Below are 20,723 nucleotides of genomic sequence, written 5' to 3'. Positions count from 1 at the left end.
GGCGCCGGCGGCGCGCAGGGCCGATAATGGCGGGGCCAACAGCGCCCGCGCCCCTCCGATGCCTTCCGCCACCCCCAACCGCCGCCCGTACCGTGCCTGCCTCCCGGCCGGTGCGCTCGTGGGCCTGGCGCCGGGCGCGATGCGCGTCGGCCGCGCGCTGGCGGCGCTGCGCTCCTACGGATCTCCGGCCGTGCCCTCCGCGGCCGTGCGCGGACTTCAGCCCACCGTCCAGGCCTGAAGTCCACGCACGGCGGGCCGGCAGGGCCCTGCCCTGCATCGAGACCGCAGGTCGAGGGGCGCATGGCGCCCGCCAACAGCCTCCGCACGCCCGCGTGCGCCGGGGCCGCCTCCCGACCTCCCCCCGTTCGCACGCGGCGCCGCCGCGTGCCTCGACACGAGGTTGTGCAGATGGAGATCTCCACGACGGCCCTGCGGGCCAAACGTTCCTGCGCCAGCGGCTACCGCTGGTTCGCCCGGCGCTTCACCAGCGCCGCCGAATACCTGAAGGTCATCGACGCGCTGGTCGACGACGGCCGCGTCGACGACGCCTGCTGGCTGATCGACCGCTTCGGCCCGGTCGACACGGTGCGCGTGCTCGACGAGCTGTCGGCCCCGGCCTACGCCTTCCCCGGCTCGCTGCAGGTGCGCCACGGCGTCGACGTCGACACCGTGCTGCGTGTCGGCGGCTCGCTGAGCGCCGGCGGCGGCGTGCGCGCCGGCACGCTGCTCGTCGTCGACGCCGACCTGCGCTGCGGCGGCGGCCTGCAGGCCGAGCGGCTGCGCTGCGGCGGCGACCTCGTCGCCGGCTGGAGCGTCGAGGCCCACGGCAGCCTGGTCTGCCGCGGCGACCTGCGTGTGCAGGGCGACCTGGGCTGCGTCGGCGCGCTGACGGTCGGCGGCACGCTGGTCGTCGCCGGCGACCTGGAGGTCGGCGGCCACGCCGACTGCGGCAAGAGCCTGCGCGCCGGCGGCCACGTCGTCTGCGGCGAAGGGCTGAAGGTCGGCCACGGCGTGCAGGCCGCGGGCGACGTGCGCAGCGGCGTGCACCTGGACGCCGGCTGGGGCGTGGTGGCCGGCGGCGACATCGTCGCCGAGGGCGCGATCCGCGCCGGCGAGAGCCTGGTCGCCGGCGGCGAGGTGCGCAGCGGCGACGGCTACGGCGTGCACGCCGGCTCCAGCGTGCGCCGCGAAGCGTGGTCGTCCTGCGGGCGCGTGGTCTCGCGCACCCGGCCCGGCGAGCTGCGCAGCGGTGCCTGGTTGCCGGCGGCGGAGGGCGCATGAGCGCCGCCTTGGCCGTCTGGCCGCCTTGGCCGCGGCTGGAGCTGCGCATCGACGTCGACCCCGACGAGGCCCGGCTGGAGCAGGAGCTCGACACGCTGCAGCGCCGCCTGCGCCGGCCCGGCGACACGCTGAACGGCATCGCCAGCGAGCCGGCGGCACAGCCGGGCTTCCGCCTGCACTGGCGCGAGGCCGACGGCGAGCTCTACGTCTACGTCGAGGACGTCGTGCGCCAGCGGCTGGCCGGCTACACGGTGTTCAACCGCCTGATCGAGCTGGACACACGCGCCGACCGCCATCTGCGTGCGCCGCACTCCAAGTACCGCGCCGGCTACCGCCGCCGCGGTCTGGCGACCGCGGTCTATCGCCGCAGCCTGGACGCGGGCTGCTGCCTGATCACCGGCGCCCGCCAGTCGGCCGGTGCGCACGCGCTGTGGCGGCATCTGGCGCGGCACTACCCGTTGCGCTACGTGCAGCTGCGCGACCGCGAGCTGCGTGCGCTGGGCGAGCGTGTCGACCCGGCGCTGCACGACGAGCTGCACACCCGCATGCTGCTGCTGGGCCGCGGCTGGGACGAGGCCCGGCTGGCCGCCGAGGCCGGCCTGCTGCACCCGCCGGAATGAAGCCGGTGGCGGCGCCAATCCGGCACGCGGCGCGCGGGCATGCGTTGCCCGCGCGCGCCCCCTCGGCCGATACTGGCGCCATGGTCTCGCCTGCCCGCCCCGCCTTCGCCGCCGCCACTGCGCGCGGTGCCGCGGAGCGTGGCGCCCCGACGGCGCGCAGGTGCCGCGTCCGGGAGCCCTGGACCCCGGCAGCACTTCCCCGGGCCCGGCGATAGCCCTCCACCTCAGCTTCAGCACACCTCTATCGCCGGGCCGGACCGTGCGTCCCGCGGCCAGCCGGCCGCGCCGTCGAGGGAGTCGCCGATGCCATCCGCCGATATCGCCGAGCGCCGCGCCAGCGCGCTCGACTTCGCCCGTGCCCCGTCCCCGGGCCCGGAACCCGTTACTGCCGCCGCCGGCGCACGCTGGCCGGTCGCGCTGCGCTCGATCACCGTGCTCGGCGAGCTGTCCGAGGCATCCGAGACCGCGCTGCAGCGTGCCGCCGGCCTCGCCGCGGCGCACGGCGCGAGGCTGCGGCTGCTGGGCTGGGCCGCCCGCGGCGACATCTCCGACGGCCTGCTGCGGGCCCGCCTGAGCCGCATGGCCCGCCGCGCGGCACGGCGCAGCCAGGTCCCGGTCGAACTCGGCGACACGCCGATGCACGGGCTGCGAGAGGTGCTGGGCCAGCTGGACGGTACCGACCTCGTCGTGACGGCCAACCGGCGCTCCGACGGCCTGGCGTCGTTCTGGCGGCCCAACCCGGCCGTGCGGCTGGCCGGCGTGCTGCCGGTGCCGCTGCTGGTCGTCAACGAGCCCTGCGGGCTGCCGTACCGGCAGGCGCTGGCCGCCGTCGACCTGCAGGCCGAGCCCGAGCGCGTGGCGCGCTGGGCCGCCGCGCTGGCCGGCGACGGCGAGCTGGCGCTGCTGCACGTGCTGCGCCAGTGGCGGCCGGGCAAGCTGCGCCACGGCGAGGACGGGCTGCGCTGGCTGGAGCTGGACCTGCGGCGCCGCGCCGCGCAGCTGCAGCGTGTCGCCGACACGCTGCAGCCGCAGACCGATCGCCTGCGCGTGATGCTGGCGCTGGGCGACGACGTCGCCGCCGAGATCCTCGTGCGCCGCCCGGCCGAGGGCGGCATGCTGGTGGTGGTGGGCCGCTCGACCGAGGCGCCGTGGCTGGACGCGCTGCTGGGCAGCGTCACGCGCAGCGTGCTGCGCGCCTCGCCGCACGACGTGCTCGTCGTGCCGGTCGGCTCGCCGCTGACGGAAGACGCGCAGATCGGCCGTTAGCAATCCGGCCGGCGGCGCGCCGCCAGGAAAAAAGCCGCCAGGTCTCGCGACTTGGCGGCTTTCTCTTTGCGGCCTTGATCAGGCGACGCTCGGTCGTTTGGCGGAGTCGGAGAGAGCCGAATGACGATGCCGGCAAGTGACTTTTCGAGGTTCTTGGCCGCTCCCGCCGGGCGTCCCCACACGCACGGCCCGACCGTCCCTGTCCAGGCGTTCAGCCGTCGCCGCCCAGTATCGCGATGATGTCTTGCCGGTCGCCGAGCAGGCGAACGACGTCGACGTGGTCCTCGGCCTCGAGGTAGAGCCACTGCAGCGGAAATCCGGCCGCCCGCCACGAACGGAGCTCCGGGATCTCGCACAGCAGGCCCAGGCGCGGCGACCCCAGCCCCGGCATCCGCTGGATCGGAACGAGTGCCTCCAGTGCCGCGTCGAAGACGCGCTCGCCGCGAGCGCGGCCGCCTTCCCGAGCGTAGTGCCCGGCCACCTCGACAAGATCAAGCTCCGCGCGCGGACGAAGCCTCGCGGGCTTCAACGCGAGTCACCCAGCGCTCGACGCCGCAGCTCGAGCGCCCGCTCTGCGGTCAACACCTCGCCGCGCCCGGAGCTCAGACCTTCCTCGATCAGTTCACGCAGCCGCTTCTTGGCCTGCTCCTCCTGGTCGCGGCGGATCAGCTCCCGCAGGTACTCGCTCGTGTTGCCGAACTGCCCCGAGCGCACGCGCTGATCCACGTACTGCCGCATCGCTTCCGGCAGAGCGAAGCTCATGGTGTTGCTGCTCATGGACGCATCGTCGGCGCACTATCAACAGTTGTCAACATGGAGGCCTTGCGCCTGATGCGAGGGGCGCCACGTCATCCGCAACAAGCTCGCGGGAAAGAAAAAAGCCGCCAGGTCTTGCGACTTGGCGGCTTTCTCGTTGCAGCCTTGTTCAGGCTGCGTTTGTTCGCTTGGCGGAGTCGGAGGGATTCGAACCCTCGATGCAGGTTTTGCCCACATACTCCCTTAGCAGGGGAGCACCTTCGGCCACTCGGTCACGACTCCGGCGAAGAGGCGGCATTCTAGCCGCACTTTTCAAGATTTTTTAAGCACCCTCTGCAGGCTGGTCGAGATCGAAGGCCTTGTGCAGCGCGCGCACCGCCAGCTCCATGTACTTCTCGGCGATCACGACGCTCGTCTTGATCTCGCTGGTGCTGATCATCATGATGTTGATGCCCTCTTCGGACAGGGCACGGAACATCGAGCTGGCGACGCCGACGTGGCTGCGCATGCCGATGCCGACGATCGACACCTTGCAGATCTTCGGGTCGCCGATGACCTCGGCCGCGCCGGTGGCCGGGGCGACCTGGTTCTTCAGCAGGTCCATCGCGCGCGGGTAGTCGCCGCGGTTGACGGTGAACGAGAAGTCGGTCTTCCCGTCGTGCGAGACGTTCTGGATGATGACGTCGATGTCGATGTTGGCGTCGGCCACCGGGCCGAGGATCTGGTAGGCGATGCCGGGCTTGTCGGGCACGCCCATCACGGTGATCTTGGCCTCGTCGCGCGTGAACGCGATGCCGGACACGACGGCTTGTTCCATCTTCTCGTCTTCCTCGAAAGTGATCAGCGTTCCCGAGCGGGCTTCTTCGGCGATGTCGATGTCCCAGGGCGTGAAGCTGGACAGCACGCGCAGCGGCACGCGGTACTTGCCGGCGAACTCGACCGAGCGGATCTGCAGCACCTTGGAGCCGAGGCTGGCCATCTCGAGCATTTCCTCGAAGCTGATGGTCGCCAGGCGGCGCGCCTCGGGCACGATGCGCGGGTCGGTGGTGTAGACGCCGTCGACGTCGGTGTAGATCAGGCACTCGTCGGCCTTCAGCGCCGCGGCCACGGCCACCGCCGAGGTGTCGCTGCCGCCGCGGCCCAGCGTCGTCACGTTGCCCAGGTCGTCGATGCCCTGGAAGCCGGTGATGATGACCACCTTGCCGGCGGCGAGATCGGCGCGCACGCGCTCGTCCTCGATGCTGCTGATGCGCGCCTTGGTGTAGGCGGTGTCGGTGTGCACCGGCACCTGCCAGCCCGAGTAGCTGACCGCCGGCAGGCCCTCGGCCTGCAGCGCCAGCGCCAGCAGGCCGACCGAGACCTGTTCGCCGGTGGCGGCGATGGCGTCGAGCTCACGCAGCGCCTCGGGCGTCATCGTGGCCGGTTGCAGTTCCCTGGCCAGGCCCAGCAGGCGGTTCGTCTCGCCGCTCATCGCGGACGGCACGACGATCATCTGGTGGCCGGCGCGGGCCCACTTGGCCACGCGCTTGGCGACGTTGCGGATGCGCTCGGTCGAGCCCATCGACGTGCCGCCGTATTTGTGAACGATCAGTCCCATGGATCGGTAACGAGCGAAAACCCGTGATTTTAGCGGGCCGCGCGGTCCTTCCCTTGCGGGAAGATGACGCCGGATTCAGGCCGGCCGCCAGAACAGCGCCAGCTGCGCCTCGCCGGCCGCGGCGCGGCAACGTGCGTCGATGCCCAGGCCGGGCACGAAGACGAGTTGCTCGCCGCTGAAGACCAGCGGCCCGGCGCGGTCCCAGGCGGCGACGCGCCGGGCCTGGAACTGCTTCTTCAGCGCGCGTGGCGTCGCACGCGGCGCGGCCTGGAAGGACTCGCCGCCCTGGCGTGCTCGCAACTCGGCGGCGCGCAGCCACGACGGCGAGACGCCGCCCTCGGCGACGGCCTTCACCTCGAGCACGCCGCCCCAGGACGGCAGCTCGACGAAACGCGGCGACGACAGGTCCAGCGCCACGGACTCGGGCGCCACGGCCTCGGCCGCCTGCGGTGGCACGTACACCAGCCGCGCGTCGTGCAGCCGCAGCTCGCCGCCGGGCGCCGGCCAGCGCGCGCTGGCCGCGGCCGGCAGTTCGTCGGCCAGGCGCCGCACCAGCGACTCGGGCACCGGCCGGGCGAGCACCGACTGCAGCCAGCGGCGCAGCACCGGCGCGCGGTGCGTCTCGGGCAGCCCGCGCCAGCCAGCGACGTCCAGCGGGCCGTCGTCTTCAGCCAGCGCGGAGAGCTCGATGTCGGCCAGCACCTTCAGCGCCGCGGCCGCTTCTGCGGCGCGGCGGGCCGACGCGGCGAGCTGCTGCTCGGCCTCGGGGAAAGCCGCCAGCAGCGCCGGCCAGACCTGGCGGCGCAGACGGTTGCGCGCGAAGGCCTCGTCGTCATTGCTTTCGTCGTCGAGCCAGCGCAGCCGGTGGCGGCGCAGATAGGCCTCGATCTCCTCGCGCGGACGGTCCAGCCAGGGACGCGCCCAGACGAGACCGTCGCGCTCGGCGCGGCGCGGCATCGCCGCCAGCGCCTCGGCACCGCCGCCGCGCAGCGCCTGCAGCAGCAGCGTCTCGGCCTGGTCGCGGCGGTGCTGGGCCAGCAGCACCAGATCGCAGCCGGCGGCCTGGGCCATCGCCGCCAGCGCGGCGTAACGCTCGCGCCGCGCCCAGGCCTCGACGCTTTCGCCGCGCGCCGGGGAGCCGGCCAGGCGCGTCGCATGGAAGTGCACCGGCAGGCCGGCACGCGCCCAGCGCGCGCACTGCGCACGCAACTGGACGAGCCAGGTGTCGGCAGAAGCGACGAGGCCGTGGTGCACGTGCAGTGCATGCACCTCGACGCCGAGTTCACGCGCGGCGCGGGCCGTGGCGTGCAGCAGCGCGGTGGAGTCGCGGCCGCCGCTGGCGGCCACCGCCACCGCGGCGGGCAAGGTCAGCGCTCCTTGGTGTCGCTGAAGCGGCCGTAGGACTGCAGGCGCTCGTAGCGGCGGTCCAGCAGCTCCTTCGGCTTCAGGTCGACGACCTGACGCAGCGCGTCGTTGAGGCCGCGCTTGAGCTGCGCCGCCATCCACTTCGGATCGCGGTGCGCACCGCCGACCGGCTCGTTGACGATCTTGTCGACCAGGCCCAGCGCCTTCAGGCGGTGGGCGGTGATGCCCAGCGCCTCGGCAGCCTCTGAGGCCCGCTCGGCGGTCTTCCAGAGGATGGAGGCGCAGCCTTCGGGCGAGATCACCGAGTACACCGAGTACTGCAGCATCAGCACCTGGTCGGCGACGCTGATCGCCAGCGCGCCGCCGGAGCCGCCTTCGCCGATGATCGTCGTGATGATCGGCACCTCCAGGCGCGCCATCTCGAAGATGTTGCGGCCGATGGCCTCGGACTGGTTGCGCTCCTCGGCACCGATGCCCGGGTAGGCGCCCGGCGTGTCGACGAAGGTGAAGACCGGCAGGCCGAACTTCTCGGCCAGCTGCATCAGGCGCAGCGCCTTGCGGTAGCCCTCGGGGCGCGACATGCCGAAGTTGCGCGCGGTGCGCTCCTTGGTGTCGCGGCCCTTCTGGTGGCCGATGACCATGCAGGCGTTGCCGTTGAAGCGCGCCATGCCGCCGACGATCGACTGGTCGTCGGCGTAGTGGCGGTCGCCGTGCAGTTCCTGGAAGTCGGTGAAGATCTCGGCGACGTAGTCCAGCGTGTACGGCCGCTGCGGATGGCGCGCGATCTGCGTGACCTGCCACGGTGTCAGGCTGGAGTAGATCTCCTTGGTGAGCTGCACGCTCTTGTCGGCCAGACGGTCGATCTCCTCCGAGATGTCGACCGCGGACTCGTTCTGCACGAAGCGCAGCTCGTCGATCTTGGATTCCAGCTCGGCGATCGGCTGCTCGAACTCGAGGAAATGGCGTTTGCTCATGCGTTGATCTCGCGGTCTGACGATCCCATCAAGCTGCCGCTTGCGCAGCCCCCTGGGGGCCGAGCCCGGACACGACTCGTCCGGCGGACGAATTGTGCCTGGCGAGGAGCCGGGCCACCGGCCCGGCGCGGACTGCAAGGCAGCGCCGAAGGCGCTACGGGGGGACCTAGTAACTTACTGGGAGCGGATCCAGGCTCCGCCAAATATACCAAGTGGCCACCGAGCGGTACGGCGCCCACGCCTCGCCGACCTCGCGCGCCTCGGCACGCGACACCGGCTCGCCGCTGAAGTAGTTGAGGCTGATGCCCTTCAACAGGCCGAGGTCGTCCAGCGGCAGGACGTTCGGACGCATCAGGTGGAAGATCAGGAACATCTCGGCCGTCCAGCGGCCGATGCCGCGGATCGCGACGAGCTCGGCGATGATCGCCTCGTCGTCCATCTGCTGCCAGTCGGCGACGTGCACCGTGCCGTCGACGAAGTGGCGCGCCAGGTCGAGCAGGTACTCGGTCTTGCGCGCCGACAGCCCGGCGGCACGCATCGTCAGCGGGTCCAGCGCATTGACGGCCTGCGGCGCGAGGTGCGTCGCCGGGCCGTCCACGAGCGCGGCGAACTTGTTCCACACCGACTGCGCGGCCTTCACCGAGATCTGCTGGCCGACGATCGAACGCGCCAGTGTCGTGAAGGCGTCACCGCGGCTCTCCAGCCGGGCCTCGCCGAAACGCGGGATCAGCTTCTTCATCACCCGGTCGCGGCGCGACAGGTGGCGGCAGGCGTCGTCCCAATAAGCCGGCGTGACGGCAAGGATCTGATCGCGAGGCGACATCCGGATCAGGCCCTCACCCAGGTCGTGCCCTGAGGCGTGTCCTTCAGCTCGACGCCCTGCGCAGCGAGTTCGGCACGGATGCGGTCGGCATCGGCGAAGCGGCGCTCGCGCTTGGCCGTGGCACGCGCCTCGATCTGGCGCGCGATCTCGGCATCGTCGACACCGGTACCGGCCTGCAGGAAGGCGCGCGGCGCCTGCTGCAGGATGCCGAGCACGGCGCCCAGCGACACGAGCAGCCGGGCCGTCGCCGCGTCGCGGCTGCGGTTGAACTCGTTGGCCAGCTCGAACAGCACCGCCAGCGCCCCCGGCGTGTTGAAGTCGTCGTCCATCGCCGCCTTGAAGGCAGCGGCGCGCGGGTCGCTCCAGTCGACCTCGCCGGCCACGGCGTCGGCACCGTCCAGCGCGGTGTAGAGACGGCGCAGCGCGGCACGCGCTTCGTCGAGCAGCGAGTCGGCGAAGTTGAACGGGCTGCGGTAGTGCGTGCGCAGCATGAAGAAACGCACCGTCTCGCCGTCGAACTTCTTCAGCACGTCGGCGATGGTGAAGAAGTTGCCCAGGCTCTTGGACATCTTCTCGTTGTCGACGTTGAGGAAGCCGTTGTGCAGCCAGTAGTTGACGAACGGATGACCGAAGGCGCCCTCGCTCTGCGCGATCTCGTTCTCGTGGTGCGGGAACTGCAGGTCCATGCCGCCGCCGTGCAGGTCGAAACGCTCGCCCAGCAGCGCGCAGCTCATCGCCGAGCACTCGATGTGCCAGCCCGGGCGCCCGGCGCCGAAGGGGCTGTCCCACTTCGCTTCGGCCGGCTCCTCGGGCTTGGCCGACTTCCAGAGCACGAAGTCCAGCGGGTCTTCCTTGCCACCGGCCACCGCGACACGCTCGCCGGCCCGCAGTTCGTCGAGCGACTTGCCCGAGAGCTTGCCGTAGCCGGGGAAACGCCGCACGGCGAAGTTCACGTCGCCGTCTTCAGCGCGGTAGGCCAGGCCGTTGCGCTCGAGCCGGCCGATGATGTCGAGCATCTGCGGCACGAACTCGGTGGCGCGCGGCTCGTGCGTCGGCGGCTCCAGGCCGAGCGCGGCAAAGTCGCGATGCATCGCCGCGACCATCTCGTCGGTCAGCGCGCGGATGCCGACGCCGCGCTCGAGCGCGCGGCGGATGATCTTGTCGTCGATGTCGGTGATGTTGCGGACGTAGGTGACCTCGTAGCCGCTGGCCTTCAGCCAGCGGTAGACGACGTCGAACGCCAGGTTCATCCGCGCGTGCCCCATGTGGCACAGGTCGTACACCGTGATGCCGCACACGTACATGCGCACACGGCCGGGCTCGAGGGGAACGAAGGTCTCGAGGCGGCGCGTCAGGGTGTTGTGGAGGCGGAGCGTCATGCAGTCGGAATTCTTCGGTGGGGCGCGCCGATACAATCTTTCAGTATAGCGGGCCGACCTTCGCGGCCTGCCCTCCAGACCCCCTGCCGCCGATGCTTCGTGTCCTGATCGCCGCGCTCGCGCTGAGCGCCGCCGCCCTCGCGCACGCCGACGAGTCGAGCGAGGCCCAGCGGCTGCTTCAAGGCGGCCAGCCCGAGGCGGCGCTGGCGCGCGCCGAGACGGCGCTGGCCCAGCGCCCGAACGACGCGGCGCTGCGCTTCACGCGCGCCGTCGCGCTGATGGACCTGGGGCGCGACGCCCAGGCGCTCGAGGCCTTCGAGCGCATGACCCAGGACTACCCGGAACTGCCCGAGCCCTACAACAACCTGGGCCTGCTGCATGCCCGCGCCGGGCGGCTGGACGAGGCACGCGTCGCGCTCGAGACCGCGCTGCGCAACGACCCGTCGCACCGCCTCGCGCGCCGCAACCTCGGCGACGTGCTGCTGCGTCTGGCCCTGCAGTCCTGGGAGGCGGCCGACGCCGCGTCGCCGGGCGACCCGGGGCTCGCGCAGCGCATCCGCATCGCCCGCGAACTGGCGGCGACCCCCCGCTGATCCCGGGCCCCGCCACCGGCTCCGGCCGGCGCCGCTAGACTCCGCGCACCCCGAAATCGAGGCCTTCCATGCTCCGCCACGCCAAGCTGTTCGCCTTCGCCGCCGCCGCGGCGCTGGCCTCCGTGCCCGCCTTCGCGCAGACCGTGCGCCTGGCCACCAGCGCCGGTGACATCGTCGTCGAACTCGACGCCGCCAAGGCGCCGAAGACCGTCGACAACTTCGTCCAGTACGTCAAGGCCGGCCACTACGACGGCACCATCTTCCACCGCGTGATCCCGGGCTTCATGGTCCAGGGCGGCGGCATGAAGCCCGACCTGAAGGAGAAGCCGACGCGCAAGCCGATCGCGCTGGAAAGCCGCAACGGCCTGTCCAACGCCCGCGGCACGCTGGCGATGGCGCGCACGATGGTGCCCGACTCGGCGACCGCGCAGTTCTTCATCAACGTCGCGGACAACAGCTTCCTCGACCAGCCCAACGCACGCGACGGCAACGGCTACGCCGTCTTCGGCCGCGTGACCGCGGGCATGGACGTCGTCGACAAGATCGTCGCGACGCCCACCACATCGTCGGGCCCGCACCAGAACGTGCCGGTCACGCCGGTGATCATCCGCAAGGCCACCCTGGAGAAATGACATGAGCAAACAAGTGCAGTTCGAGACCACCGCCGGCACGATCGTCATCGAGCTCGACGACGAACGCGCCCCGGTGACGGTGGCCAACTTCCTCGACTACGTGAAGAAGGGCCACTACGACGGCACGATCTTCCACCGCGTCATCAAGGGCTTCATGATCCAGGGCGGCGGTTTCGAGCCGGGCATGAAGCAGAAGCCCACCGGCGCCGGCATCGAGAACGAAGCCAAGAACGGCCTGCGCAACCTGCGCTACACGCTGGCGATGGCGCGCACCTCCGACCCGCACTCGGCGAGCGCCCAGTTCTTCATCAACACCAACGACAACGGCTTCCTCGACAACGACCGCGCCCAGGACGGCTGGGGCTATGCCGTGTTCGGCAAGGTCGTGTCGGGCACCGAGGTCGTCGACCTGATCGAGCGTGTTCGCACCGGCCGCAAGGGCTACCACGACGACGTGCCGCTGGAAGACGTGCGCATCGACCGCGCCACCGAGGTCGCCTGATGTCCGACGGCAGCGCCGAAGGCGTGGCGGCGCTGCCCGCGTTCTTCGAGTTCGAGGCGCCGCGCGAGTGGCGCACGATCGACCTCATCTCCGACATCCACCTCGCGCCGTCGCTGCCGCGCACCGTCGAAGCCTGGCGCGCTCACCTGCTGCACACCCCCGCCGACGCGGTGTTCATCCTCGGCGACCTGTTCGAGACCTGGGTCGGGGACGACGTGCGGCAGCGGCCGTTCGAGGCCGGCTGCGCCGACGTTCTTGCCGAGGCGGCCAGCCGCCGGGGCATCGCGTTCATGGCCGGCAACCGCGACTTCCTGGTCGGCGCGCGCCTGCTGCGCGAAACCGGCGTCATGGGCCTGGCCGACCCGACACTGCTCGACGCCTGGGGACGGCGTGTGCTGCTGATGCACGGCGACGCGCTGTGCCTGCAAGACCGCGACTACCTCGCCTTCCGCGCCCTGGTGCGCGACGAGCGCTGGCAGCGTGACTTCCTCTCGCGGCCGCTGGACGAACGGCTGGCGATCGCCGCCGACATCCGCCGCCGCAGCGAGGCACGCCAGGACGACGCCTCGCGTCATGCCGACGTCGACGCCGCCACGGCGGTGGCCTGGATGCATGCCGTCGGCGCCGCCGAACTGGTGCACGGCCACACCCATCGCCCGGGCAGCGAAACGCTGGCCCCGGGCTACCGCCGCCACGTGCTCACCGACTGGGATCTGGACGATGCTCGCGCCCCGCGTGCCGAGGTGCTGCGCCTGACGCGCGACGGTTTCCAACGTGTTCCGCCGGCCACGGCGGCCGGCGCCTGATGTGGCAGCGCCTGCTGGGGCGGCTGCGCGAACGCCGCGACGACGCCGCGGTCGCGCGCCGGCCGATCCCCGACGATCTGTGGAAACGCACGCTGGGGCGCTACCCGTTCCTGAAGCGCCGTGATCCCGAGACCGCGGCCGCACTGCGCCGCCTGACCAGCCTTTTCCTGGACCGCAAGGAGTTCAGCGCCCAGCCCGGCGTGCGCCTGACCGACCACGTCGCGGTCGCGGTCGCAGCGCAGGCCTGCCTGCCGGTCCTGCGCCTGGGGCTCGAGGCCTACGACGGCTTCGTCGGCATCGTGCTGCACCCGGACCAGGTCGTCGCGCGCCGCTCCACCGTCGACGAGGACGGCGTCGTGCACGAGTACGACGAACTGCTGTCCGGCGAGGCGATGGAAGGCGGCCCGGTGATGCTGTCCTGGCAGGACGTGCGTGCCGCCGGCCGCAGCGCCGCCGACGCCTACAACGTCGTCATCCACGAGTTCGCCCACGTGCTCGACATGGCCGACGGGGTCGCCGACGGCGTGCCGCTGCTGCCGCACGATCTGCCGCGCAGCGAGTGGGTCGCCGTGCTGGATGCCGACTACGAGGCCTTCTGCCGCCGCGTGGACGCCGAGGAGGACACCGCGCTGGACCCGTACGGCGCGCAATCGCCCGACGAATTCTTCGCCGTCGCCAGCGAAGCCTTCTTCGTCGCCCCCGAGGCGATGAAAAAAGAACACCCCGTGTTGTACGGGGTGTTCGTTCGCTACTACCGGCAGGACCCGGCGGCCGAGGCCGCCTGATCGGACACGAGCGCGGCCTCAGGCCGGCGTCGCTTCGGTGCGCGGCTTGTCGCTGCGCTTGGGCGGCTGGATGTCCAGCAGCACCTCGTCCTTGTCGTCGAGGTCGACGGTCAGGCGGCCGCCGTCGACCAGGCGGCCGAACAGCAGTTCGTCGGCCAGCGCGCGGCGGATCATGTCCTGGATCAGGCGCTGCATCGGCCGCGCGCCCATCAGCGGGTCGAAGCCCTTCTTCGACAGGTGCCGGCGCAGCTTGTCGGTGAAGGTGACCTCGACCTTCTTCTCGGCGAGCTGGCTCTCCAGCTGCAGCAGGAACTTGTCGACGACGCGCAGGATGATCTCCTCGTCCAGCGCGCGGAAGGACACGATCGCGTCGAGGCGGTTGCGGAACTCGGGCGTGAACAACCGCTTGATGTCGGCCATCTCGTCGCCCTGCTCGCGCCGGGTCGTGAAGCCGATCGTCGACTTGTTCATCGTCTCGGCACCCGCGTTCGTGGTCATGATGATGATCACGTTGCGGAAGTCGGCCTTGCGCCCGTTGTTGTCGGTCAGCGTGCCGTGGTCCATGACCTGCAGCAGCACGTTGAAGACATCCGGGTGCGCCTTCTCGATCTCGTCGAGCAGCAGCACCGCGTGCGGCTTCTTCGTCACCGCCTCGGTCAGCAGGCCGCCTTGATCGAAGCCGACGTAGCCCGGAGGCGCGCCGATCAGCCGGCTGACCGCGTGGCGCTCCATGTACTCCGACATGTCGAAACGGATCAGCTCGATGCCCAGGATGTAGGCCAGCTGCTTGGCGACCTCGGTCTTGCCGACGCCGGTGGGGCCGCTGAACAGGAACGAGCCGATCGGCTTGTCGGGCTTGCCCAGGCCGGAACGCGCCATCTTGATCGCCGAGGCCAGCGCCTCGATCGACGGATCCTGGCCGAAGACCACACTCTTCAGATCGCGTTCCAGCGTCTTCAGCTTGTCGCGGTCGTCGCTGGACACCGAGGCCGGCGGAATGCGCGCGATCTTGGCGACGATGTCCTCGACCTCGGCCCGCGTGATGGTCTTCTTCTGCTTGCTCTTGGGCAGGATGCGCTGCGCGGCACCGGCCTCGTCGATGACGTCGATCGCCTTGTCGGGCAGGTGGCGGTCGTTGATGTACTTGGCCGACAGTTCGGCCGCGGCCTGCAGCGCGCCGAGCGCGTACTTGACGTTGTGGTGATCCTCGAAGCGCGACTTCAAGCCCTTCAGGATCTCGATCGTCTGCTCGACCGACGGCTCGACGACGTCGACCTTCTGGAAGCGCCGCGACAGCGCCGCGTCCTTCTCGAAGATGCCGCGGTACTCGGTGAAGGTGGTGGCGCCGATGCACTTCATCGAGCCGCTGGACAGCGCGGGCTTGAGCAGGTTGCTGGCGTCCAGCGTGCCACCCGACGCCGCACCGGCACCGATCAGCGTGTGGATCTCGTCGATGAAGAGGATCGCGCTCGGCTGGTCCTTCAGTTGCTTGAGCACGCCCTTCAGGCGCTGCTCGAAATCGCCGCGGTACTTGGTGCCGGCCAGCAACGCGCCCATGTCGAGCGCGTAGACGGTGGAGTCCGCCAGCACCTCGGGCACGTCCTTCTCGGTGATGCGCCAGGCCAGGCCTTCGGCGATCGCCGTCTTGCCGACGCCGGCCTCGCCGACCAGCAGCGGGTTGTTCTTGCGCCGACGACAGAGGACCTGGATGACACGCTCGACCTCCTGCTCGCGGCCGATCAGCGGGTCGATCTTGCCGGCCAGCGCCAGCGCGTTGAGGTTCTGCGTGAACTGCTCGAGCGGCGAGCCCTTGCCTTCGCCTCCAGCCTCGTCACGCTCGCCCTCGCCGCCGCCCGGGGAGTTGTCGCTGGACTTGGCCGGCTCCGGCGGGTCGCTCTTCTTGATGCCGTGGGCGATGAAATTGACGACATCCAGGCGCGTCACGCCCTGCTGGTGCAGGTAGTAGACGGCATGCGAGTCCTTCTCGCCGAAGATCGCCACCAGCACGTTGGCACCGGTGACTTCCTTCTTGCCGCTGCCCGTGCTCTGCACGTGCATGATCGCGCGCTGGATCACGCGCTGAAAACCGAGAGTCGGCTGGGTGTCGACTTCCTCGCTGCCCGAGACCGTCGGCGTGTTCTCCTTGATGAACGTCGCCAGGCTCTTGCGCAGGTCCTCGATGTTGGCTGCACAGGCACGCAGCACCTCGGCGGCCGACGGGTTGTCGAGCAGCGCCATCAGCAGGTGCTCGACGGTGATGAATTCATGCCGCTGCTGGCGCGCTTCGACGAACGCCATGTGCAGGCTGACTTCCAGTTCTTGCGCAATCATGCGGCCTCCATAATGCACTGAAGCGGGTGACCGTCGCGGCGGGCCGCGGCGAGCACCAGTTCGACCTTCGTCGCGGCAACGTCCTTCGGGTAAACCCCGCACACACCACGACCCTCGTGGTGGATCTTCAGCATGATGTGCGTGGCCGTGTCCAGATCACGCTGGAAGTAGTGCTGCAGCACCATCACGACGAACTCCATCGGCGTGTAGTCGTCGTTGAGCAGCACCACCTGGTACAGGCTCGGCGGCTTGACGCGTTGCGCCTTGCGCTCGGCGACGACAGCGCCGCCCGCGCCACCATCCTGGCCAGGCAGGGGCGGCGGCTTCACCGGAGGGACGGACGGATCGTCGGGCATGAATTCATTCTATCGACCTTGTCCGGGCCTGCTCACGGCAACTTTGCATGACCCGCGCCCTGGACATGTTGATGCCGCAAGCGCAAGTTCAAGCCCCCAACGGACTCGGGCGCTCTGCTGCGGCCGCGCACCAATTTGACCAATGTTTGTCGAATCCACGACACAGCAGAGCGTCACTTCGCCTTGACACTCTTCCGACGGCATCGCGAGAATCATTTTCGATATTCGCGCGCAGTTAAGCGAGGTGGAAACAATGGCGGTCGGTACGGTGAAGTGGTTCAACGATGCCAAGGGCTTCGGTTTCATCGAACCCGAGGGTGGTGGTGCGGACGTCTTCGCTCACTTCTCGGCGGTGCAGATGGACGGTTTCCGGACCCTGAAGCAAGGCAGTCGAGTGGAGTTCGAACTCGTCCAGGGCCCCAAAGGCAATCTGGCGCAGAACATCCGGCCCGTCGCCACTGCGACGCCGGCGGCTCCGCAGACCGTCGCCTGACGGGGCTCGCCGCCGCGGGCACCCCGATCTGATTTCGGGAAATCCCGCCCCGGACGGTTGCCGCACATATTGATTTCTATCAATATCTGAGGCAACGCCCGGCAAGGTGTTCAAGCCGAAACGAATATCGGCCACAGCCGGGGCCGGCGCGCCGACCCAGGATCACGAGCAGGACTTCGAGTCCCGCTTTTTCTTGCGCGCCGGGCAGTTTTTGCAGCGGGGTTTGCTGCGGCAGCACTTGCCAACCCGGCAGTTCAGCGCCGCAGCGGCATCCCTTGGACCCAGCTGACTCGGCCGGATCACGAACACCGGCCGCGCTCCGGCGATCCCGACGCCCGCGTTCGTCTCCACGTTCTTCATCACCCGCCCGGTCTCCTCGCTCGCCCACGCGCCCGGTTCGCCGGCGCCATCGCAGCAGGATGATGAAACAAGTTTCGATTCATGGGCTTCAGCGCGTCGATAGAAAGGCACTATCCATAGCGCTTCATCCCGCGCAGGGCCGACACATGAAAACGGCGCCCGCAGGCGCCGCAATCAGTGGACGACGGGCTTGAACCCGCGCCTCAGCCCATCTGCTCGATCATCACCTTGCCGAAGCCGGAGCACGAGACCTGCGTCGCGCCGTCCATCAGGCGCGCGAAGTCGTAGGTCACCTGCTTGCTCAGGATGGACTTCTCCATCGCGCTGATGATCAGGTCGGCAGCCTCGGTCCAGCCCATGTGGCGCAGCATCATCTCGGCCGAGAGGATCTCGGAGCCCGGGTTGACGTAGTCCTTGCCGGCGTACTTGGGCGCGGTGCCGTGCGTCGCCTCGAACATCGCCACCGAGTCCGACAGGTTGGCGCCCGGAGCGATGCCGATGCCGCCGACCTGCGCCGCCAGCGCGTCGGAGACGTAGTCGCCGTTCAGGTTGAGCGTCGCGATCACCGAGTACTCGGCCGGGCGCAGCAGGATCTGCTGCAGGAAGGCGTCAGCGATCGAGTCCTTGATGACGATGTCCTTGCCGGTCCTCGGGTTCTTGAACGAGCACCACGGGCCGCCGTCGATCGGCTGGGCGCCGAACTCGCGCTGCGCCAGCGCGTAGGCCCAGTCACGGAAGCCACCTTCGGTGAACTTCATGATGTTGCCCTTGTGCACGATGGTCACGCTGGGCTTGTCGTTGTCGACGGCGTACTGGATCGCCTTGCGCACCAGGCGCTCGGTCCCTTCCTTCGAGACGGGCTTGATGCCGATGCCCGAGGTCTCGGGGAAACGGATCTTCTTGACGCCCATTTCCTCGATGAGGAACTTGATGACCTTCTTCGCCTTGTCGCTCTGGGCTTCCCACTCGATGCCGGCGTAGATGTCCTCGGAGTTCTCGCGGAAGATGACCATGTTGGTCTTCTCCGGCTCCTTCAGCGGCGTCGGCACGCCCTTGAAGTACTGGATCGGGCGCAGACAGACGTAGAGATCGAGTTCCTGGCGCAGCGCGACGTTCAGGCTGCGGATGCCGCCACCGACCGGCGTCGTCAGCGGGCCCTTGATCGACACGACGTAGTCGCGCACTGCGTGCAGCGTCTCCTCGGGCAGCCAGACGTCGGGGCCGTAGACCTTGGTCGACTTCTCGCCGGCGTAGACCTCCATCCAGTGGATCTTGCGCTTGCCGCCGTAGCTCTTGGCGACTGCCGCATCGACCACCTTCAGCATCACCGGCGTGATGTCGAAGCCGGTGCCGTCGCCCTCGATGTACGGAATGATGGGCTGATCAGGGACGTTCAGCGAGAAGTCGGCGTTGACCGTGATCTTCTGCCCGCCCTCGGGCACCTTGATGTGCTGGTACATGAAAGAGGTCTCCACAAACCGCGCGTGCGGTGGGTCGTCGGGGAATGAATTCGCGGGAATTGATTCTAGGTCAACGACTGTCTGGCGACTGACGTGCCAGGGAGATCTCCGGACATCGGCTGGACACGCCGTGCCGGGCACGGCCTCAGGTGGCGCAGTAGGCCTGCCACTGCATCCACAGGCCGTGGCCGAGCGCCCAGCCGGACGCGAGCGCGAGCAGCGCGCCGGCGGCGCGCGTGGCCCAGGTCGTCGCAGCCGCCGAGGCCGACACGCCGAGGCGCAACCAGAGCATCGGCCCGAGCACCAGCCCGGCACCGCTGGCGACGGCGAAGGCCCCCATCGCGGCAGCGCCGGCGGCGGCGGTGTTCGCCAGCGCGGCGACGACCAGGGCCGACTGCAGCAGCCCGCAGGGCCAGGCCACCCAGAACGATCCCGCCGTTGCCGCGCGCGCCGGCCCCTTGATACGCTGCCAGCCGCCGGCGTCGGCCTGCGGCGCACGGCGCTGGGCACTGCGGCCGATGTTCTCCAGCCATTGCGGCTGGCGCCCCTTCCACACCAGCCAGACCCCGAGGGCCAGCGCCGCGGCGTGGGCCAGAGTCCACAGCGGCCGCAACGCGGGGCTCAGCTCCCCGACCGCGGACAGGAGGTTGACGCCGGACGCGACCAGCGCACCGGCCATCGCGTAACCCAGAACACGCGCGAGATGGAAGCTCCAGAGGGCAGCCGGCTGGCCGCGCGGCAGCACCGCGGTGCACGCCGCGCCGCACATCGCGATGCAGTGCGGCGCCCCGGCCAGCCCGAGCATCAGCGCGCTGACGACGAGCGCGAAGTCCACGCGGGGCCTTGCTGAGTCATGCGCGGATTATCCCGTTGCGGGATAACCCGTGCCGACTCAGATGATGCGCGAGAAGCGCTCGCGGTTGCCGCTGGCGCGCAGGTGCTTGTCGAAGACGGCGGCCACGCCGCGCACGTAGTACCAGCCCAGCGCGGTGATCTGGATCGAGTCGTCGTTCACCTCGACGAGACCGCCTTCGGCGAAGGGCTTGAGGTCCTCGATCTCGGCCGCGAAGTAGTCGCGGAACTTGATCATGTGGGAGAGTTCGATCGACTCGTACTCGACGCGCCCCTGGCACATGATGGCCATGATCACCGCCTGGCGCAGCAGGTCGTCGCGCGTCAGCGCGAGGCCGCGCACGATCGGGAATTCACCCTTGGCGATCGACTCGTAGTACTCGGGCAGGGTCTTGGCGTTCTGGCTGTAGGTCGCACCCATGCGGCCGATAGACGACACGCCCAGCGCGATCAGGTCGCAGTCGGGTTGCGTGCTGTAGCCCTGGAAGTTGCGGTGCAGGCGCCCCTGGCGGCGCGCCGCCGACAAGGCGTCACCGGGCAGCGCGAAGTGATCCATGCCGATGTAGGTGTAGCCCGCGGCGATGAAGCCGGCGATCGCGCCACCGAGCATCTTGATGCGCTCTTCGCCCTTGGGCAGATCCTCGGCGAGGATGCGGCGCTGCGGCTTGAAGCGGGTCGGCAGGTGCGCATAGGCGTACAGCGCGATGCGGTCCGGGCGCAGCTCGGCGATCTGCTGGATGGTGCGCGCGAACGACTCCGGCGTCTGCTTGGGCAGGCCGTAGATCAGGTCGGCGTTGATCGACTCGAAGCCGTTGGCACGGGCGGCGATCACGAGATCGCGCACGCTGTCATAGGACTGGACGCGGTGCACGGCCTCCTGCACCTCGGGATCGAAGTCCTGGATGCCGAAGCTGATGCGGTTGAAGCCGACGGCCGCCAGGCTGCGCAGCCGCTCCGGCGTCGCAGTGCGCGGATCGACCTCAATGGAGATCTCGGCGCCGGCGACGACCTTGAACGCGTCGCGCAGCGTGTTCATCAGCCGGGCGATCTCCTCGTCGGTGAGGAAGGTCGGCGAGCCGCCACCGAAGTGCAGTTGCGAAACCGTCTGCCCCTTGCCCAGCTCGGCGACATGCATCGCAATCTCGGCCTCGAGCGCATCGAGGTACTCGGTGCTGCGCTCGTGGTGCTTCGTGATGATCTTGTTGCAGGCGCAGTAGTAGCAGACCGATTCGCAGAACGGGATGTGGATATAAAGCGACAGCGGCGGCGTGCCGCCGACGGTGCTGCCTTCGGCTCGTTGGCGCAGCGCCTGCCGGTACTCTGCTGGGCCGAAGGCCTCGCCGAAGCGATCCGCGGTGGGGTAAGAGGTATAGCGGGGGCCGGGCACGTCGAGGCGCCTCAGCAGTGCTTCAGGAACAATCGTGTCCATAATTCATCCGGCCGTCATGCGGTACGGGCTGGACTGTGCCAAACCCCCACCTGACGGGCTTGA

General features: G+C 69.7%; 23 protein-coding genes and 1 tRNA gene. 10 read left to right on the top strand and 14 right to left on the bottom strand.

Features of this window, described 5'->3' with window-relative positions:
• Window positions 1–58 precede the first annotated feature (58 nt).
• The 4 genes from G5B56_RS02065 to G5B56_RS02050 all read left to right on the top strand — a co-directional run bounded on the left by G5B56_RS02065 (window position 59) and on the right by G5B56_RS02050 (window position 3,167).
• Complete coding sequence (locus G5B56_RS02065) at window positions 59–238, top strand: hypothetical protein (RefSeq protein WP_164962157.1); 180 nt, start codon at window positions 59–61, stop codon at window positions 236–238.
• Between the two features lie 170 nt (window positions 239–408).
• The gene (locus G5B56_RS02060; protein ID WP_164962156.1) at window positions 409–1,281 is read left to right on the top strand and encodes a hypothetical protein; all 873 of its coding nucleotides are present in this window, start codon (window positions 409–411) and stop codon (window positions 1,279–1,281) included.
• The gene (locus G5B56_RS02055) at window positions 1,278–1,901 is read left to right on the top strand and encodes a hypothetical protein (protein WP_009857314.1); all 624 of its coding nucleotides are present in this window, start codon (window positions 1,278–1,280) and stop codon (window positions 1,899–1,901) included. The genes G5B56_RS02060 and G5B56_RS02055 overlap by 4 nt, the downstream gene beginning before the upstream one ends.
• 303 nt (window positions 1,902–2,204) lie before the next feature.
• Window positions 2,205–3,167 (top strand): universal stress protein, encoded by a 963-nt coding sequence (locus tag G5B56_RS02050; protein WP_164962155.1) that lies wholly within the window; start codon window positions 2,205–2,207, stop codon window positions 3,165–3,167.
• A 211-nt stretch (window positions 3,168–3,378) separates the two neighbouring features.
• On the opposite strand, the gene G5B56_RS02045 is transcribed toward G5B56_RS02050, so the two are convergent.
• The 8 genes from G5B56_RS02045 to cysS all read right to left on the bottom strand — a co-directional run bounded on the left by G5B56_RS02045 (window position 3,379) and on the right by cysS (window position 10,061).
• Window positions 3,379–3,696 carry a type II toxin-antitoxin system RelE/ParE family toxin gene (locus tag G5B56_RS02045; RefSeq protein ID WP_029718464.1) on the bottom strand — a complete coding sequence of 106 codons (318 nt, stop codon included), beginning with the start codon at window positions 3,694–3,696 and terminating at the stop codon, window positions 3,379–3,381.
• Window positions 3,693–3,944: a type II toxin-antitoxin system ParD family antitoxin gene (locus tag G5B56_RS02040; protein ID WP_009857311.1), complete on the bottom strand. Its 252-nt coding sequence runs from the start codon at window positions 3,942–3,944 to the stop codon at window positions 3,693–3,695. The genes G5B56_RS02045 and G5B56_RS02040 overlap by 4 nt, the downstream gene beginning before the upstream one ends.
• Before the next feature lie 168 nt (window positions 3,945–4,112).
• A tRNA-Ser gene (locus G5B56_RS02035) sits at window positions 4,113–4,205 on the bottom strand.
• Between the two features lie 40 nt (window positions 4,206–4,245).
• A complete protein-coding gene (locus G5B56_RS02030) occupies window positions 4,246–5,520 on the bottom strand; it encodes an aspartate kinase (RefSeq protein ID WP_009857310.1) in 1,275 nt (424 codons plus the stop codon).
• A gap of 75 nt (window positions 5,521–5,595) precedes the next feature.
• Window positions 5,596–6,885 carry a tRNA lysidine(34) synthetase TilS gene (gene tilS / locus G5B56_RS02025; protein ID WP_164962154.1) on the bottom strand — a complete coding sequence of 430 codons (1,290 nt, stop codon included), beginning with the start codon at window positions 6,883–6,885 and terminating at the stop codon, window positions 5,596–5,598.
• Window positions 6,886–6,887: 2 nt separating this feature from the next.
• The gene (locus tag G5B56_RS02020) at window positions 6,888–7,859 is read right to left on the bottom strand and encodes an acetyl-CoA carboxylase carboxyltransferase subunit alpha (RefSeq protein WP_164962153.1); all 972 of its coding nucleotides are present in this window, start codon (window positions 7,857–7,859) and stop codon (window positions 6,888–6,890) included.
• A gap of 166 nt (window positions 7,860–8,025) precedes the next feature.
• Complete coding sequence (locus G5B56_RS02015) at window positions 8,026–8,682, bottom strand: DNA-3-methyladenine glycosylase (protein WP_164962152.1); 657 nt, start codon at window positions 8,680–8,682, stop codon at window positions 8,026–8,028.
• Between the two features lie 5 nt (window positions 8,683–8,687).
• On the bottom strand, window positions 8,688–10,061 hold the full coding sequence (cysS, locus tag G5B56_RS02010; protein ID WP_164962151.1) for a cysteine--tRNA ligase: 1,374 nt from the start codon (window positions 10,059–10,061) through the stop codon (window positions 8,688–8,690).
• A gap of 92 nt (window positions 10,062–10,153) precedes the next feature.
• On the opposite strand from cysS, the gene G5B56_RS02005 reads away from it, so the two are divergent.
• The 5 genes from G5B56_RS02005 (at window position 10,154) to G5B56_RS01985 (ending at window position 13,379) form a co-directional block, all read left to right on the top strand.
• Window positions 10,154–10,654, top strand: a complete 501-nt coding sequence (locus tag G5B56_RS02005; protein ID WP_009857305.1) for a tetratricopeptide repeat protein — start codon at window positions 10,154–10,156, stop codon at window positions 10,652–10,654.
• Between the two features lie 68 nt (window positions 10,655–10,722).
• Window positions 10,723–11,286, top strand: a complete 564-nt coding sequence (locus G5B56_RS02000) for a peptidylprolyl isomerase (protein ID WP_009857304.1) — start codon at window positions 10,723–10,725, stop codon at window positions 11,284–11,286.
• Window position 11,287: 1 nt separating this feature from the next.
• The gene (locus G5B56_RS01995) at window positions 11,288–11,788 is read left to right on the top strand and encodes a peptidylprolyl isomerase (protein WP_009857303.1); all 501 of its coding nucleotides are present in this window, start codon (window positions 11,288–11,290) and stop codon (window positions 11,786–11,788) included.
• Window positions 11,788–12,594: a UDP-2,3-diacylglucosamine diphosphatase gene (locus tag G5B56_RS01990; RefSeq protein WP_009857302.1), complete on the top strand. Its 807-nt coding sequence runs from the start codon at window positions 11,788–11,790 to the stop codon at window positions 12,592–12,594. The genes G5B56_RS01995 and G5B56_RS01990 overlap by 1 nt, the downstream gene beginning before the upstream one ends.
• Window positions 12,594–13,379 carry a zinc-dependent peptidase gene (locus G5B56_RS01985; RefSeq protein ID WP_009857301.1) on the top strand — a complete coding sequence of 262 codons (786 nt, stop codon included), beginning with the start codon at window positions 12,594–12,596 and terminating at the stop codon, window positions 13,377–13,379. Before G5B56_RS01990 ends, G5B56_RS01985 begins: the two co-directional genes overlap by 1 nt.
• A gap of 18 nt (window positions 13,380–13,397) precedes the next feature.
• Here G5B56_RS01985 and clpA read toward each other — a convergent pair whose 3' ends face one another.
• Window positions 13,398–15,710 (bottom strand): ATP-dependent Clp protease ATP-binding subunit ClpA, encoded by a 2,313-nt coding sequence (clpA, locus tag G5B56_RS01980; protein WP_164962150.1) that lies wholly within the window; start codon window positions 15,708–15,710, stop codon window positions 13,398–13,400.
• Entirely contained in the window at window positions 15,707–16,066 is a 360-nt protein-coding gene (clpS, locus tag G5B56_RS01975) for an ATP-dependent Clp protease adapter ClpS (RefSeq protein ID WP_029718462.1), read from the bottom strand. Before clpS ends, clpA begins: the two co-directional genes overlap by 4 nt.
• Window positions 16,067–16,319: 253 nt before the next feature.
• On the opposite strand from clpS, the gene G5B56_RS01970 reads away from it, so the two are divergent.
• On the top strand, window positions 16,320–16,559 hold the full coding sequence (locus tag G5B56_RS01970) for a cold shock domain-containing protein (RefSeq protein WP_009857298.1): 240 nt from the start codon (window positions 16,320–16,322) through the stop codon (window positions 16,557–16,559).
• Window positions 16,560–16,721: 162 nt separating this feature from the next.
• On the opposite strand, the gene G5B56_RS01965 is transcribed toward G5B56_RS01970, so the two are convergent.
• The 4 genes from G5B56_RS01965 to hemN all read right to left on the bottom strand — a co-directional run bounded on the left by G5B56_RS01965 (window position 16,722) and on the right by hemN (window position 20,660).
• Window positions 16,722–16,919, bottom strand: coding sequence for a hypothetical protein (locus G5B56_RS01965; RefSeq protein ID WP_164962149.1), 198 nt, complete (start codon window positions 16,917–16,919; stop codon window positions 16,722–16,724).
• 203 nt (window positions 16,920–17,122) lie between these two features.
• On the bottom strand, window positions 17,123–18,379 hold the full coding sequence (gene icd / locus G5B56_RS01960) for an NADP-dependent isocitrate dehydrogenase (protein ID WP_009857297.1): 1,257 nt from the start codon (window positions 18,377–18,379) through the stop codon (window positions 17,123–17,125).
• Window positions 18,380–18,524: 145 nt separating this feature from the next.
• Window positions 18,525–19,214: a sulfite exporter TauE/SafE family protein gene (locus G5B56_RS01955; RefSeq protein ID WP_164962148.1), complete on the bottom strand. Its 690-nt coding sequence runs from the start codon at window positions 19,212–19,214 to the stop codon at window positions 18,525–18,527.
• Window positions 19,215–19,271: 57 nt separating this feature from the next.
• Window positions 19,272–20,660, bottom strand: coding sequence for an oxygen-independent coproporphyrinogen III oxidase (gene hemN / locus G5B56_RS01950; RefSeq protein WP_029718461.1), 1,389 nt, complete (start codon window positions 20,658–20,660; stop codon window positions 19,272–19,274).
• Between the last annotated feature and the right edge of the window lie 63 nt (window positions 20,661–20,723).

Source organism: Rubrivivax sp. JA1026 (assembly GCF_011065555.1).
GTDB lineage: Bacteria > Pseudomonadota > Gammaproteobacteria > Burkholderiales > Burkholderiaceae_C > Rubrivivax > Rubrivivax benzoatilyticus.
This window is presented reverse-complemented; position numbering and strand designations above follow the sequence as displayed.